A 15129-nucleotide genomic window follows, 5' to 3' on the forward strand; every position below is an offset into this window, starting at 1 on the left:
CGTCCCGAGCTCGCCGCCTTCCCGCGGTAGCCAGCTCGGCTAGATTGCCGGGCGTGGGACGGTTCGTGGCCCTGCTCCGGGGGATCAACGTCGGTGGCAAGAACCTGATCCGGATGCCGGACCTGGCTGCCTGCTTCACCGAGGCGGGATACGCCGACGTGCGTACTTACATCCAGAGCGGCAACGTGCTCTTCGGCGCTGACCGCGACGAGCGCCCGGTCAGCGGCCAGGCGCTCGAGCGCGCGATCGAGGATGCCCTGACCGCCACCTTCGACCTGCGGCTGCGGGTCGTCGTCCGCTCCCACACGGAGCTGACCGCCACGGTCGCGTCGGCGCCCGACGGCTTCGGCTGGCCCGACCGCCGCTGCGACGTGCTCTTCCTCAAGCACCCGGCGACCGCCGACGAGGCCCTCGCCGCGCTGCCCGACCTCGCTGAGGGAGTCGACCGGGTCTGGCCCGGCCCGGACGCGCTCTACTTCGCCCGGCTGACCGCGAAGGCCACCCGGAGCCGGCTGAACCGTGTCATCGGCGCGCCGATCTACCAGCAGATGACCATCCGCAACTGGAACACCACGTCCAAGCTGCTCGCCCTCCTCGACGGGCAGCCCTGACCCGGGCCGGCGTTCCGCGCCCGGACCGCGCCCGGCGGCGCCGGGCACACCCACAGCCAGCCTCGGACGACGGTGCCGGTCTCCGCACGGCCGCGCACTCGTCCTGTCCGACATGACGGGCGTTCCTGTCCGACGTCAGCGGGCCGGCGAACGCCGTTGCGTGCCCCTCACGCCTGACAGGACACGCGCGAGACGGGGCTGAGGCCAGGCGGCCCCGGCTGGCGGGCCGCCCGGCCCAGGAGGTGGACCGGGCGGGCGCCCGCTCTGAGGTCAGGTGGAGAGGATGGCGACGCCGGCGGTGCCGGGGGCGCCGTAGAGCTGGCCGTAGCCGACGCGCGGGGTGCCGGGGACCTGGCGGTCGCCGGCGGTGCCGCGCAACTGCTGGGTGAGCTCGTAGACCTGGCGCAGGCCGGAGGCGCCGATCGGCTCGCCGTTCGCGATGAGGCCGCCGTCGGTGTTCACCGGGATGCTGCCGCCGATCTCGGTGGCCCCCTCGGCGTACAGGCGCTCCTGCTCGCCGTCCTTGCACAGGCCGTTCTCGGCGAGGTGGATCACCTCCGCGCCGGCGTCGGTGTCCTGTAGCTGGGCGACGTCGACGTCGTCGGGCCCGAGGCCCGCCATCTCGTAGGCGGCCCGGGAGGCGAAGACGGTCGGCGCGTCGGCCCGCTGAAGCGGCAGCCATGGGCTGTGGACCTCGAAGGCGCCGAGCTTGCGGGTCCGCACGACCGACGCCTTCAGGTAGATCGGCTTGCTGGTGTACCTGTGCGCGACGCTCGCCCTGCACAGGATCACGGCCGCCGCGCCCTCATCGGGCGAACAGAACATGTACTGCGTCAGCGGGTCGTTCACCATCCGCGAGGTGAGGATCTTCTCCTCGCTCATCGGGGTGCGCCGGAACGCCAACGGGCTGATCGACCCGTTGCGGTAGTTCTTCGCCGCGACCTTCGCCAGCGTCCGCGGAGAGATCCCGTGGTCGTACATGTACCGCTGGATCTTCATGGCGAAGAACTTGGGGGTGAGGAACAGGCCGGTCTCGCCGTACCAGGCCGGCAGGCCGTACTCCTCCGAGTAGGAGGCGAAGGCGCCGGTCGGGTGCTTGTCCATGCCGACCGCGATGCCGAGGTCGTACTCGCCGAGGCGGATCGTGTTCGCCGCCTGGGTCAGCGCGCTCGCCGCGGTGGCGCAGCCGTTGTAGACGTCGGTGATCGGGATCCCGGTAAGGCCGAGGAAGTTGATGACCGCGTCCGGGTTGTCCACCTCGAAGCTGCCCGCGAACCCGAACTGGATCTGCTTCCACTCCAGGCCCGCGTCGGTCAGCGCCGCGCGCACCGCCTGGGCGCCGAGCTGGATGGCTGTCTGCCCGGGGAAACGGCCGAAGGGCGTCCTGCCGACGCCGATGATCGCAACATCGTCCATGGCGGCCGCCTCAGTTCTTTCCGGCAGAGTTCTCGACGGGACGGAAGGCGTAGGTCAGCACCTCGGTGCCGTCGGCGTCCGTGGCGAAGGGGACGACGGTCAGCTCCATCTCCTGGCCGATCTCGAGCGGCTCGTCGACGCCGCCCGTGAGCCGGGCCTCGACCCGGGCCTCCGGAAGTTCGATGTACCCGACGCCGTAACCGACGAAGTCCGCCGCGGCCTCGGTACCGAGGTAGGGCGGGTTCTTCGGCTGGAACCGCTGCCGGGTCCACGTCCACAGCGTGCCCCGCGTGGACAGCCGGGTCTCGGCGACGTCCAGGGACCCGCAGTTCGGGCAGTTCGGGTACGCGGGGAACGCGACCAGGTCACAGACCTGGCACTTCGACCCGATGAGCCGGGGCTCGTCCGACGGCCAGTCGAACAGGCCCTCCGCGACGACGCGCTGAGCCAAGGCTGCCCCCTCCTCCGATATTGACATCGGCGTCAGTGTACGAAGGGGGCGTCCCGCCCACCACCGTTGTGACGGCCGTCGTCGTGATCAGACGCGTGATCCGGCAGACGCGTGATCAGACCCAGCCGGCGAGATGCCGAGCATGCCTGCTCCCCCATCTCCGGCTGGGCTGCCACGGATGCTCCGGAGATCGCCGGCGCCATACGCGGGGTAGGAAAGGACCCGCGACCCCCCGCGGGGCCGTGGGGGTGAGAGGCTCGGAGAACCGCTCACGGCGGGGCAGGGCGGGCCCGGCAGACAGGGGATCTTTGTGTCGACCACTGGTGCGCCGCTCGGCCGGCCGGTGGGCGCGAGGGGCGAGGACACGCGGCGGCGCATCATCGCCGCCACGATGCGCTGCGTGGCTGAGGTCGGTTACGCGCGGGCCACCATCCGCGAGATCGCCCGGGTGGCCCAGATGACCAGCGGCAGCCTCTACCACTACTTCCCCAACAAGTCCGAGCTGGTCGGCGCCGCGTTCCGCGAGCTGGCCGACGTCGTGGTGCCCCGGTTCGCGTCCGCCGTCGAGAAGGCCGACGGCGTCCTGGACAAGCTGACGGCCGTGTTCGACGAGGGCGACCGGATCAAGACCGACTACCCGTTCGCGGTGGCGTTCGACCGCGCGATCCGGGTGGAGAGCCCGACGCACCTGCACCTGGCCGAGGACAGCGACACGATCTTCGCCGCGCTGCGCTCGGTGGTCGTCGACATCGTCGAGCAGGCGCACCGGCAGGGGGCGCTGGGCGCCCACGTCGGCGTCGAGAGCGCCGCGAACGCCATCTACGCCCTGATGCTGGGGATGTACGACCACGCCGTCACGGCGTCCCCGGAGGACTACCACGCCACCGTGGGCGCCCTGAAGCTGCTCATCCGCGGCTCACTGTTCGACTACGCCAGGCTGTCGTAGCCCGCGGCCAGGAGCCAAGGCGACGTCCCCTTGACGGGAACCTGGCGCGCCACGCATCATGCAAACCAATCAATCGATTGATTAATCGGGTGGCACACCGGCGGGTGCGCGGTCGAGGCGACCGACGGCCACCGGCCGGGAGCCGCTCGCACGGTGGCCGGCACCGCCCTGCCCTGGGGCGCCGCCAGGCGGAGCGCGCGACGAGACGAGCGCCCCACCGCCCGACGACTCCCATCCGTACGCACACGCCTGCTCGCTGGCCGTCGCCACCTACTGGAGGGCTGAACCATGACGACGATCGACGCATTACGACCGGCAAAGCCCGGAGAATGGATCAACAACAAGGAGCTGGGCTACTCGGGCGTCGATTTCGACGGCTCCGCGTTCGGCTGGGAGATCCCCACCGACCGGTACACGTCCGTCGATTTCCAGGAGCGCGAGCGGAAGCTGGTCTGGGACAAGAGCTGGCAGATCGTCGGCCGGGTCGACGAGCTTCCGAAGGCCGGGGACTGGAAGACCTACCAGCTGTTCGACCAGGCCTTCATCATCGTCCGCGGGCGTGACGGCGTCATCCGCGGCTTCGTGAACGCCTGCCGTCACCGGGGAAACCTGCTGTGCGCCGAGCGAAAGGGCAACGCACGGCAGTTCCTCTGCCAGTACCACCTGTGGTCGTACGACCTGGAGGGAAACTGCCGGGGCATCCTGCGGGAGGACAACTCCCAGGTCGACAGGGCGGGCGTGGGGCTGCTCCCCGTGCCGGTCGACACCTTCGGCGGCTTCATCTTCCTCACCCCGGACCCGGGCGCCGCGCCGCTCGCGGACTACCTGGGACCGGAGGCGAGGGAGCTGCTCGCGCCCTACCAGCTGGAGCGGTTCGTCACCGTGATGGACGTCGAGGAGGCGCTGGAATGCAACTGGAAGGTCGTCATGGACGCCTTCCAGGAGGGCTACCACGTCTGGGGTGTCCACCCGCAACTGCTCAGCGCGATCGGCCTCGACCCGACGAAGAGCCGCCACCGATTCCTCGGTGAGCACAGCGTGTCCAGCTCCCCGTTCGACGTGCCCCTGCGGGAGGGTTTCGGCCCCGAGGAGCACGTCGCGGGCATCCGCAAGCTCCCCGAGACCTTTCCCGCCGTACCGCTGATGCTGCCCCGGTTCGAGGAACTCGTCGCCACCTATCGCGGCGCGGACGGGACGCTGACCTTCCCGGAGGGCGTCACCGCCCGCACGCTGCTACAGGAGGCCACCCGCGACACGCTGGCCGGGATGGGCCTGGACGTCAGCGGGCTGACGCTGGACCAGATGACCGACAACCACGGCTGGCTGCTGTTCCCGAACTTCTTCATGACGATCCGCGCCGGCGAGTGCCACACGGTGATGGCCCGGCCGCACCCGTCCGGTGACCCGAACAGGTGTGTCTGGCGCGTCGCCAGCTACATGTACCTGCCGGCCGAACTCGCCGAGGTGGCCAAGGTGGAGCTGACCGAGGTCACCGAGCCCGGCAGCCACACCTACTTCGAGGCCCTGCAGCAGGACTACCAGCAGATGCAGCGCCAGCAGAACGGCCTGCGCAACAACCGGCTGAAGCACCTGGCCCTGTCCCGCGAGGAAATCGTCGTGGCGAATTTCCATCGCGTTCTCGACCGGCGGCTCGGGGCCGGCGGCTAGCCGCCGGCCCTTGGCTCCAGCCGCTGGCCCTGGCCGCTGGCCCTGGCCGGGGATCGTCCGGCGGCCCGCCCGGCCGCTCTCGTCGCCGCCCGCGCTCAGCCCCCGCGGGCGGCGACCAGGGCACCTCGGTTGATCTTGGTGGCCTCGCTGCGCGGGATCCGGTCGAGGAACTCGACGGTCTTGGGGACCTTGTACGCCGCCAGCCGGTTCTTCGCGTAGGCGATGACCTCGGCGGGCGTCGGCGGGTTGGCGTGGTCGGCCGGCTCGACGAGGGCGTGCACCCGCCGGCCCCACTCCTCGTCGCGCAGGCCGATGACGACGACGTCGGCGATGCCCGGATGGTCGATGAGCGCGGCCTCGACCTCGGCGGGGAACACGTTCGCGCCGCCAGTGATGATCATGTCAATGCGCCGGTCGGCGAGGTACAGGTAGCCGTCCGCGTCGACGTGGCCCATGTCGCCGGCGGTGATGAAGCCGTCCTCGGTGGCCCGCAGCCGGGGCGCCGTGCCCAGGTAGCGGTAGCCGCCCATATGGCCGCAGCGCAGGTAGACGTCGCCGATCTGCCCGGTGGGAAGCTCCTGTCCCGCCGGGTCGAGAACGCGGATCTCGGTGCCGCGGATGCCGCGCCCGACGCTGCCCTGGTGGCCCATCCACTCGTCGCCGGTCAGCGCCGTCCAGCCGAGGCCCTCGGTCATCCCGTAGATCATGAAGATCTTCTCGGGGCCGATCAGCTTCGCCCACCGGTGCACCAGCGACGGCGGCATCGGCGCCGCCCCCTGCATGATCCACTCAAGGCTCGCGAAGTCGCGCTCGTCGACGCCGGGAAGGTCGGCGATGCGCTGCAGCATCGTCGGAGCGCCCGTGAAGTGCGTGATCCGATGCCGCTCGACCGCGTCCACCGCGCGGGCGGCGTCGAACTTCGCCAGCACGACCAGCTGGTCGCCGGCGAGCAGGTTGTAGAGCGTCGTGAACCCGTTGGCGTGGTACATCGGCGCCAGCACCAGGATGACCTGCGGCTGGGTCACCTTCCCCCAGCCGGCGAACATCGGGGTGGCCATCCGGTAGTCGTAGAGGGCGGGCCGCTCGGCGACGATCACCTTCGGCAGGCCCGTCGAGCCGCTGCTGCAGATGCCCTGCAGGTGCGGCGCCGTCACGTCCGGCAGGTCGGGCGTCTCGCCCGCGGCGGTGGCGTCGATCCAGGGCAGGTCGGCGGCGCTCAGGTGGACCTTGGGCCCGATGACCTCCAGCACCCGGGCCAGCTCCCAGTCGGGCACGTCCCAGCGCACCGGGACCGGCACCGCGCCCAGCTTCCAGGCCGCGAACGCGGCGAACACGAACTGCGGCGAGTTGCGCAGCCCGAGGCCGACCCGGTCCCCCACTCCCACGCCCCGGGCCGCGAGGGCCCCGGCCAGCTGGCTGGAGCGCCGGTCGATCTCGGCCCAGCCGTGCGCCGACTCGGTCCCGTCGAGATCGATGTGCCGCAGCGCCACGTGGTCCGGCCGTTCGGCGCCGAGCAGGCGGACGCGGGCGCCGATGCTGACGGGGGTCACCTCGGCGCCCGCGGCCGCGGTGTCCGCGACGCCCCGCGAGGCCTCGTCCGTCGACGAGGCCCTGTCCGTCAGCGAGGCCTTGTCCGTCAGTGAGGGCTTGTCTGGGGTCTGCTCCACGCCACTTCCCTCCAGCGACCTCGGGCGGGACGTGACGCGACAGGCACGAGCGGTGCCTCGCGTCGCGTCCTCTATGACTTGCGTCGCACCCTCTATGAAGTGAATGCTTCCAAGGTCAGCGCGACCCGGTCAACCGATTGCCCGCCGACCTCGCCGCCCCGCCAGCACGGCTCGCCCCACCGACGCTGCCCGCCGCGGCGGCGCGGCGGCTCCCGGCGGCGCGTCCGCGGCCGGCTCCTCACCCGGTGGCACCGCCGGCTCCCGGCCTGGCACGTTACGTGCCCAGGCCGCGGCCGGCGGAAGTCACCAGAGCTAATAAACGAACATTCACTTATTGCTAGGCTCGCCGAACGGGCGACGACGGCCGTGACCTCGGTTCTCTTGCCCGCGGGCGGGTCGGGTCGCGTCAATGAGACGGCGAGGTCGAATCGGCCGGGGCCAGGTGGCCGGGGGCCGACACCAGGTTGGAGGAACCGAATGACCGCCGTGATGCAGGGCGTCCGCGTCCTGGAGGTGGCCGAGCATACGTTCGTGCCCGCCGCGTCGGCGCTGCTGGCCGACTGGGGCGCCGACGTCATCAAGATCGAGCACGTCGAGCGCGGCGACGCGATGCGGGGCCTGGCGTCCTCGGGGACGGTGCCCGTGACTGGCGGAGTCAACGTGCTGTTCGAGCATTCGAACCGCGGCAAGCGCAGTCTGGCGCTCGACCTCACCACCGCCGACGGGTTAGAGCTTCTCTACCGGCTCACCAAGACCGCGGACGTCTTCCTGACGAACAAGCTGCCCAGCGTCCGCGAGAAGCTGAAGATCACCGTGGACGACATCCGCGCCCACAACCCAAAGATCATCTATGTGCGCGGCACCGGCCAGGGCGAGCGCGGCCCGGAGGCCGACCGCGGCTCCTACGACTTCCTCGCGTTCTGGTCCCGGGCCGCGATGGCGCACACCGTCAGCCGGCCGGAGTACGGCCACGTGGTCGGCCCGCCGGCGCCCGGCTACGGCGACTCGATCGGCGCGATGACGATCGCCGGCGGGATCATGGGCGCGCTGTTCCACCGGGAGCGGACCGGCGAGACGCCCGTCGTCGACGTGTCGCTGTTCGGCACCGGGCTGTGGGCGGTCGGCCAGGCCCTGTCACTGTCGCTGCAGATGGGCGTCCCGATGGAGCCCGCGCCGCTGGAGCGGCTCAACCCGCTCGTGCAGAACTACCTGACCAAGGACGGCCGCTGGCTCGCGTTCTCCTGCCTGCAGGCCGGCAAGTACTGGCCGCTGCTGGCGGCGACCCTCGAGCGGCCCGACCTGGCGAGCGACCCGCGCTTCGCCGACCACAACACCCTGATGGCGCACAGCGCCGAGGCGGCCGCGGTCCTGCGCGAGATCTTCGCCTCCGCGCCGCTGGCCGAGTGGCGGGAGCGGCTCGCCGGCTTCAGCGGCCAGTGGACGGTGGTCCAGCACACGCTGGACGCCGCCGCCGACCCGCAGGCCGTCGCCAACGGCTACGTCCAGGAGTGCGAGACCGCCGCCGGCGTCGCCTTCAGGCTCGCCGCGTCCCCGGTCCAGTTCGACGACGCGCCGTCGACGCCCACGCGCGGCCCGGAGTTCAACGAGCACGGCGACGACATCCTCGCCACCGAGCTCGGCCTCGACTGGGACACCATCATGGACCTCAAGGTCCGCGGGGTCGTGGCGTGACGGCGCCTGCCCCCTCCGCCACCGACGCGACCGGGCCCGGCGAGCCGCTCGCCGGGCTGCGCGTCGTCGAGGTGGCGTTCGGGATCAGCGCGGTCGGCGCCGGGCTGGCGGCGAGCCTGCCCGGCGCGCTGCTGCGCGACTTCGGCGCCAAGGTGCGCCGGGTCTGCTCCGCGAGGCGTTCGGCACTGGACGCCGGGGTCGAGTTCGGCCGGGTCTGGGACCGCGGCAAGGAGATCGTCGAGGTCGACGAGACCGGTGACGACGCGCCGGCCACCGTCGCGACGCTCGCCCACGCGGCGGACGTGGTGTTCCTGGCCGGGCCCGAGGAGTCGATCGAGCGGCGCGGGATCGGCTGCGCGGACCTCCTGCGCGCCAACCCGCGGCTGGTCGCCGTCCGGATCCGCCCGAGTGTCACGGCGCTCGGCGACCTGCCCGACCTGGAACTGCTGCTCGCGGCCCGCGTCGGCCTGCTGACCCAGATCCGCGGCCACCGGACGGGCCCGAAGTTCGCCGACCTGACGGTGGCGGCCGCCGGCGCCGGGCTCGCCGCGACGGCCGGAGCGCTGGCCCTGCTCTACGAGCGGGCGGCGACCGGGCGCGGCGGCTGGGCGGAGACGTCGCTCGCCGACGGCCTGCAGGCCATCCTTCCGATGATCATCGGTCGGGTGGAGAACATGTCGCCGTCGACGACCCTGCTCTGGAAGGAGCAGGGCCCCTCGGAGAGCCTGGCCTACCGGTGCGCCGACGGCGAGTACGTGCAGCTGTGGTTCGGCGCCAAGGGCGCCTACGAGGCGTTTCTCGAGCGCATGGGCGACCCGCCGAGCCCAAAGGGCTACAACGACGACATGTTCACCGGTGCCATGGCCGAGCGCAGCGCCCGGTGGGCGGCGCGGTTCGCGACCCAGGACCGTGCCCACTGGCTCGCCGAGCTCGCCGGCGCGCCGTTTCGCTGCGAACCGGTGCTGCGGCCCGGGGAGGCGTTGCTGGACGACCACGTCCGCCAGACGGGCCTGTCCGTCGAGTACGACGACCCTCGGTACGGCCGGGTCACGGCGCTCGGCCGGATCGGCGTGGTCACCCCCGTGCCGGACCCGGCACCGAACTCCGCGCCGAACCCCGCGCTGACGGCGGAACCGCCGACGACGACCGCGCCGCGAGGACCGGGCGGGCCGGCCACGCCGGGCCGCCTGCTGACCGGGGTCCGGGTGCTCGACCTGTCGGCCTACCTCGCCGGGCCGATCACCCCGCTCGTGCTGGCCGAACTCGGCGCCGACGTGGTCAAGGTCGAGCCACGCTCCGGCGACGTGCACCGGTCGATGGAGCCGATGTTCGCCGCCGGCCAGCGCGGCAAGCGCGCGGTCGCCGTCGACCTGAAGGCGCCCGGCGCGGCGCGGGTGCTGGACGCCCTGTTCCGCTGGAGCGACGTCGTCCACCACAACTCCCGGGTGGGGCTGGCCGAGCGGCTCGGCTACGGCGAGCCGACCGTGCGCGCCGCCAACCCGCGGGTCGTCTACAGCCACGCCAGCGGCTTCGGCGCCACCGGTCCGCGCGCGAAGCTCGCCGCCAACGACCACCTCATGCAGGCGCTGTCCGGCGTCGAGGCCGCCCAGGGCGGCGCACGGCGACCGCCGACGTTCCTGGTGTGGGGGGCGATCGACGTCGCCAGCGGCTGGGTGTCGGCCTGCGCGGTGCTCGCCGGCCTGTACGCGAGGCGCGTCGCCGGCGGCGCCGGCCAGTCGGTCGCCACCTCGCTGCTCGGTACGGCGCTGCTGCTGAAGTCCGGCGCGTTCGTCGCCGGGGACACACTGGTCGCGGGCCCCGTGCTCGACGACGAGCAGACCGGCTACGGGGCGGCCTACCGGATCTACCAGGCCGGCGACGGTGCCTGGTTCGCGCTCGCCGTTCCCGACGCGGTGGCCTGGGACCGGCTGCGGGCGGTCGTCGACGCGCCTGGCCTTCCGGAGGCGCCGCCCCCGCCGCGCACCGACCGCTCCGGCGCCCACCAGCCGGCCGAGGACCTGCTCTCGGCCGCGTTCCGGACCGACGACGCCGACTCGTGGGTGACCCGGCTGCGGGCGGCCGGGGTGCCGGTCGAGCCCGTCGCCGAGGTCGACCGGACCGGCTTCGTGGCCCGGCTCGTCGACGATCCGGTGAGCCGCCAGCTCGGCCGCGTCGCCTCCTACGACTGGGGCGCGCGCGGCCGGCTCGACCAGCCGGGCTTCCCCCTCCGGTTCGGGCCGGAACCCGCCCCGGGCGCGCGGCGCGCGATCCCAGGCCTCGGCGAGCACACCGCCGAGGTCCTGGCCGCCCTCGGGTTCGACGACCGTGCGCGGGCGTCGCTGGCCGCTGACGGCGCCATCCCGGCCGAACCCCAACCGGCGACGGCCACCGTCTGAGGCGTTGCGCCCGGCGCGCGGGGCACTCGTACCTGAAGGAGGGCCGCATGGCGCGGGCGAAGGTCAACGGGCTGACCGTCGCGGCATCTTCGTCCGCTGGCCCCTCCTGGCGCCGCTCCTGACCGCCTGGGCCGACGAGGTGCTCGGCCCCGCCTGAGTGGCCGCGCCGGCCGGCGCGCGCGGGAGGCCATCGCTGGCGGCTCGCGGGCAGCCGAATCTAGTATTCACGTCGCGAGACTGCCGCGAAATCGGCGAGGCCGAGCCGAAGGGTGGGTCGATCGAGGTGGAGCCCGACTTAGCGTCTACCGGGCGGTTCACGCCCGGCGCGCAGTCCGCCGCGGCCGGGGGCGGCCCATCTGCGCGGGCCCTCGACGGCATCCGCGTCCTGGACCTGACCGGCGGGATCGCCGGGCCGCTCGGCGTGCTGCAGCTCGCCGAGCACGGTGCCGACGTGATCAAGGTCGAGCCGCCGGGCGGCCGGCCGGGTCGGGCCCTGCCCGCGTCGGTCGTCTACGACCGCAGCCGGCGCTCGGTCACCCTCGACCTGAAGGACCCCGACGGCGCGCGCCGGTTCCGCGAGCTCCTGGCCACGGCGGACGTACTGGTCGAGGCGTTCGCCGCGGGCACGATGACCCGGCTCGGCCTCGACCACGCGGCGCTGCGCGACGAGTTCCCCCGGCTCGTCTACTGCTCGGTGCCCGCCTGGCCGACCGGCAGCCGGTTCGCGGGCCGCGCCGGCTACGACGCGCTGGTCTCGGCGCGCGCCGGGCTGCACTGGGAGGTCCCGAGCTGGCGGCCGGGGCCGGTGTTCCAGCACAGCCCGGTGGCGAGCCTCGGCGCCGCGTACCTGGTCCCCGTCGCGATCATGGGGGCCATCGTGGCCCGGGAGCGCACCGGCCGGGGCCAGCGGGTCGAGGTGTCCCTGCTGCAGGGGGCGATGACGCTGACCACCCAGAACTGGAACTGGACCGACACCGGCCAGCACGGCCTGCCGAACACGTTTCCCTCCATCCACCAGGCCGGGATCTACGAGTGCGCGAACGGCGAGTGGATCCACGCCGCGATGGTGACCGGCGGGAAGCCCACCCGGACCGAGGGCGAAATCCTCGGCATCGAGGACGTCGCTCCGGCCGTCCTCTTCACGATGCCGCCCGCGCAACGGGCCGCGCACGAGGCCAAGAAGGCGGCGGCGTTCGCTACCCGCGACCGCGCCGAGCTGATCGACGAGCTGCACGCCGCCGGCCGCAACGCGGAGCCGATCTGGCCGCCTCACGAGCGGTTCGGCCATCCTCAGCTACAGGCGACCGGTTCCGTCGTCGAGGTGGTCGACCCGGAGGCAGGTCCCACGACCCAGATCGGCCCGGTCGTCTTCCTGGAGAAGACGCCGGCCGCGGTCGCCGGGCCGCGCCCGGTCGCCGGCGCGCACACCGACGAGGTGCTCGGCGCCCTCGGCCGGGACACCCCTGGTGAGGACGCCCACGGTCAGGACACCGTCGTCCGTGCCGCCCTCGGCCGCGCCGAGCTCGACCAAAGGGATCTCGGCCCCGATGCCGGCCGGACCTCCTGGTCCGCGCACGGCGGGGGCTCGCCGGCCGGGTCCGGCGGGCCGCTCGCGGGCCTGCGCGTCATCGACTTCGGCCAGTTCCTGGCCGGCCCGTTCGGTCCCATGCTGCTCGCCGACCTCGGCGCCGAGGTCATCAAGGTCGAGTCGATCCACGCCGACGGCATGCGTCACCAAAACGTCGGCCCGTTCCTCGGCTGCCAGCGTGGCAAGCGCGACATCGCCCTCGACCTGAAGACGCCCGAAGGGCTGGAGATCGCCCTGCGACTGGTGGCGACCGCCGACATCGTGCACCACAACATGCAGAAGGGCATCGCCGACCGGCTCGGCATCGGCTACGAGCACTGCAAAGCAGCGCGTCCCGACATCCTCTACTGCAACACGTACATGTACGGGCCGGTGGGGCCGTACTCCCACCTCGGCGGGCTCGACCCGCTCGGCCAGGCGGCCAACGGCATCGAATGGGAGCAAGGCCCGGTGCCAGCGGCCAACCCGCCGCTGTGGTACCGCTACGGTCACGGTGACATCTCCGCCGCCATCCCGTCGGTTCTCGGCCTGCTGGTCGCGCTGTTCCACCGCGGCCGCACCGGCGAGGGCCAGTCGGTGTGGACGTCGATCCTGCACGGCAGCATGCTGCACACGGCCGACTCCTGGGTCGCCGCCGACGGCACCCCTTCACCCCGGCCGGCGCTCGACCGCGAGCAGCTCGGCCTCGGCGCGCTCTACCGGCTCTACGAGACCCGCGACGGCTGGCTGCAGCTCGCCGCGGCGCGCCCCGAGCACTGGACGGCGCTGTGCGGGGCGCTCGGCCGCGACGACCTGGCGGCCGACCCACGGTTCGCGACGGCGGCGGCGCGGGCCGAGAGCCGCGCCGAGCTCACCACCCTGCTCGCCGAGGCGTTCCGCGCCGACGCGGCGCTGGCCTGGCGACGCCGGCTCGACGCGGCCGGCGTGCCGGCCGAGATCTCCGCGGACACCAGGAACGGCGAGACCCTGCTGTTCGACGAGGACCTCGTCCGCCTCGGCCTCGTCACCGAGTACGCCCACCCGATCCACGGCCGCGTCCGCCAGTTCGGCAACCTCATGACCTTCGACGGCACCCCGACCCGCCAGGACCGCCCCGTCCCCCTCTACGGCCAGCACACCCGCGAGATCCTCACCGAGCTCGGCTATGACGCCGCCACGATCGACGCGCTCCACGCCCGCCGCGTCGTCAGCTCACCACCCGACGACTACCCCCACCCGGTCTGAACCCGGCGGTGGCGGCCGGGGAGGGGGTTCCTCCGCCACCTCGACCCGCCGGTGACGAGCGCCCGGTCCGGGCCAGGGCTCCCGACCTGAACTTCCATATCGGGCCATATGCCGCTCTTGGTTTTCCCCCCCGTCGGGATCAGCCCGGGAACGGGCGACGCGCGAACGCCGAATGACTGAAACCGATCATCCCCTGGCCGGCCGCGACACCGGGCACAGGCCGGGCGGCGAGCCGCGGGCGCTTTCCTACTCAGGACCTTCCGCCCGGGACCTTTCGCCTTGAACGTAATTATCGCGCCCCGATTGGTCGCGCCCTCATTGGAATGTGACGCCGGACACAACCCAAGCGGCAGACGGGCCAGAAAGGCCGGATCCGATCAATCGGCAGACCACCTGCCTGCATAGTTGTGCATCAGTTTGAAATCCACCGCACAGCCAACGGCGATCATTTGTCCGGAGCCTCTCCGGAGAGGCGTGGGCCGAGTGTGGCATTGCATATGCAAAGGCGTCTGCACAGGCGTACTGTCCGCAGACAGATCACTACAACGGAGTGGCGATCAGGCCCGCCGAAGCTTTCGGCGCGCACGACGGGTCCGGGCGAAGGCGGGGGGACACGATCCCCCGCCTTCCCTGTCCAAGGAGGCACGCATGCTGGCCGCCGTCATCCTCGCGCTGGCCGCCCTGGCCCTGGCCACCGCGGCCGCGGCCAGTTCGATGACCACCGCGCACCGACTCCAGCAGACCGCCGTGATGGCCCGTGTCCTGACGGTCATCCCTCGACGCTGTCCCGACTGTGGTCACGGCTGGGACGACGGCCGCGACCCGCGCGGTCCGTGCGCCCCGACGCACCGGGCCGTGGCCTCCCTCCTACTCCCCCTCGACATCGCCTGACGGCCGTTCCACGTCCGTCGCGCGCCCTGACCACGGATACAGCTCCTCGGCCGAGGAACGCCAATGCTCCGTCTCCGGAGCCGACGGTCCAGGCGCATCCATTCTTTCGATACATCGCGCCCAAACATCGCCCAACGCGCCGCATCTTTCCGGCGCGAGTTTCCCGGATGTATCCGGCTCCCCACCGCGTGGAAGCCGGATACATCCGGAAATTCGACACCGGGAGATCGCCCGTTGTTGCCCGGTGCCGGCGCGTGGCGGTCGCCACCACGATTGGCCGCGCCCGGCGGGCCGGCGTCCGGCGCGACAAGCGGGGACAACGCCGCGACCAGCGAAACGGCCAAACCGGTCGAGCCCGCGGCCACACGATGGCCGAATCGCCCGGCGGACGGCCAGGCAGATCCGATCCATACACCTTGCTCGCGCCCCGAGGAGGACCGCGATGACAGAGAACGCCCAAGCCTGCGCGCATCCACTGACTCTCGTCCGTGCCCAGCGGGGCTGGTCGTACCAGAAGCTCGCCAGAGTGGTCGCGAAGCGGGCTCGCGACCTGGGCGTGGCGAACATGGCCGCCGAGCG

The 15129-nt window shown here is 72.4% G+C and carries 10 protein-coding genes and 1 pseudogene; 8 read left to right on the forward strand and 3 right to left on the reverse strand.

Features of this window, described 5'->3' with window-relative positions; translation table 11 throughout:
• The first annotated feature begins 53 nt into the window (after positions 1–53).
• Positions 54–611, forward strand: coding sequence for a DUF1697 domain-containing protein (locus I6A81_RS28920; RefSeq protein ID WP_203000399.1), 558 nt, complete (start codon positions 54–56; stop codon positions 609–611).
• 270 nt (positions 612–881) lie between these two features.
• On the opposite strand, the gene I6A81_RS28925 is transcribed toward I6A81_RS28920, so the two are convergent.
• Both I6A81_RS28925 and I6A81_RS28930 read right to left on the reverse strand, forming a co-directional pair.
• The gene (locus I6A81_RS28925) at positions 882–2027 is read right to left on the reverse strand and encodes a thiolase family protein (RefSeq protein ID WP_203000398.1); all 1146 of its coding nucleotides are present in this window, start codon (positions 2025–2027) and stop codon (positions 882–884) included.
• A gap of 10 nt (positions 2028–2037) precedes the next feature.
• Positions 2038–2505, reverse strand: coding sequence for a Zn-ribbon domain-containing OB-fold protein (locus tag I6A81_RS28930; protein WP_238428363.1), 468 nt, complete (start codon positions 2503–2505; stop codon positions 2038–2040).
• Positions 2506–2821: 316 nt separating this feature from the next.
• On the opposite strand from I6A81_RS28930, the gene I6A81_RS28935 reads away from it, so the two are divergent.
• Both I6A81_RS28935 and I6A81_RS28940 read left to right on the forward strand, forming a co-directional pair.
• Positions 2822–3424, forward strand: a complete 603-nt coding sequence (locus I6A81_RS28935) for a TetR/AcrR family transcriptional regulator (RefSeq protein ID WP_307874994.1) — start codon at positions 2822–2824, stop codon at positions 3422–3424.
• A gap of 288 nt (positions 3425–3712) precedes the next feature.
• Positions 3713–5092, forward strand: a complete 1380-nt coding sequence (locus I6A81_RS28940) for an aromatic ring-hydroxylating oxygenase subunit alpha (RefSeq protein WP_203000397.1) — start codon at positions 3713–3715, stop codon at positions 5090–5092.
• A 95-nt stretch (positions 5093–5187) separates the two neighbouring features.
• Here I6A81_RS28940 and I6A81_RS28945 read toward each other — a convergent pair whose 3' ends face one another.
• Positions 5188–6642, reverse strand: a complete 1455-nt coding sequence (locus I6A81_RS28945; RefSeq protein ID WP_203000444.1) for a class I adenylate-forming enzyme family protein — start codon at positions 6640–6642, stop codon at positions 5188–5190.
• Between the two features lie 594 nt (positions 6643–7236).
• Between I6A81_RS28945 and I6A81_RS28950 the strand changes: the two genes are divergently transcribed.
• The 5 genes and pseudogenes from I6A81_RS28950 to I6A81_RS28970 form a co-directional block, all read left to right on the forward strand.
• Positions 7237–8451 (forward strand): CaiB/BaiF CoA transferase family protein, encoded by a 1215-nt coding sequence (locus tag I6A81_RS28950; protein ID WP_203000395.1) that lies wholly within the window; start codon positions 7237–7239, stop codon positions 8449–8451.
• Positions 8448–10847: a CoA transferase gene (locus tag I6A81_RS28955; RefSeq protein ID WP_203000394.1), complete on the forward strand. Its 2400-nt coding sequence runs from the start codon at positions 8448–8450 to the stop codon at positions 10845–10847. Before I6A81_RS28950 ends, I6A81_RS28955 begins: the two co-directional genes overlap by 4 nt.
• Before the next feature lie 283 nt (positions 10848–11130).
• Entirely contained in the window at positions 11131–13659 is a 2529-nt protein-coding gene (locus I6A81_RS28960; RefSeq protein ID WP_203000392.1) for a CaiB/BaiF CoA transferase family protein, read from the forward strand.
• Positions 13660–14307: 648 nt separating this feature from the next.
• Positions 14308–14550 (forward strand): hypothetical protein, encoded by a 243-nt coding sequence (locus I6A81_RS28965; protein ID WP_203000390.1) that lies wholly within the window; start codon positions 14308–14310, stop codon positions 14548–14550.
• Positions 14551–14992: 442 nt separating this feature from the next.
• Positions 14993–15129 (forward strand): annotated as a pseudogene (locus I6A81_RS28970) (transcriptional regulator); the annotation flags it as partial.

It is taken from the genome of Frankia nepalensis (genome assembly GCF_016786325.1).
GTDB lineage: Bacteria > Actinomycetota > Actinomycetes > Frankiales > Frankiaceae > Pseudofrankia > Pseudofrankia nepalensis.

What these genes read in the sequence shown, in the direction of transcription:
- I6A81_RS28925 (WP_203000398.1), bottom strand. Translation starts at nt 2,027, where the DNA reads ATGGACGATGTTGCGATCATCGGCGTCGGCAGGACGCCCTTCGGCCGT.
- I6A81_RS28965 (WP_203000390.1), top strand. Translation starts at nt 14,308, where the DNA reads ATGCTGGCCGCCGTCATCCTCGCGCTGGCCGCCCTGGCCCTGGCCACC.
- I6A81_RS28930 (WP_238428363.1), bottom strand. Translation starts at nt 2,505, where the DNA reads ATGTCAATATCGGAGGAGGGGGCAGCCTTGGCTCAGCGCGTCGTCGCG.
- I6A81_RS28940 (WP_203000397.1), top strand. Translation starts at nt 3,713, where the DNA reads ATGACGACGATCGACGCATTACGACCGGCAAAGCCCGGAGAATGGATC.
- I6A81_RS28950 (WP_203000395.1), top strand. Translation starts at nt 7,237, where the DNA reads ATGACCGCCGTGATGCAGGGCGTCCGCGTCCTGGAGGTGGCCGAGCAT.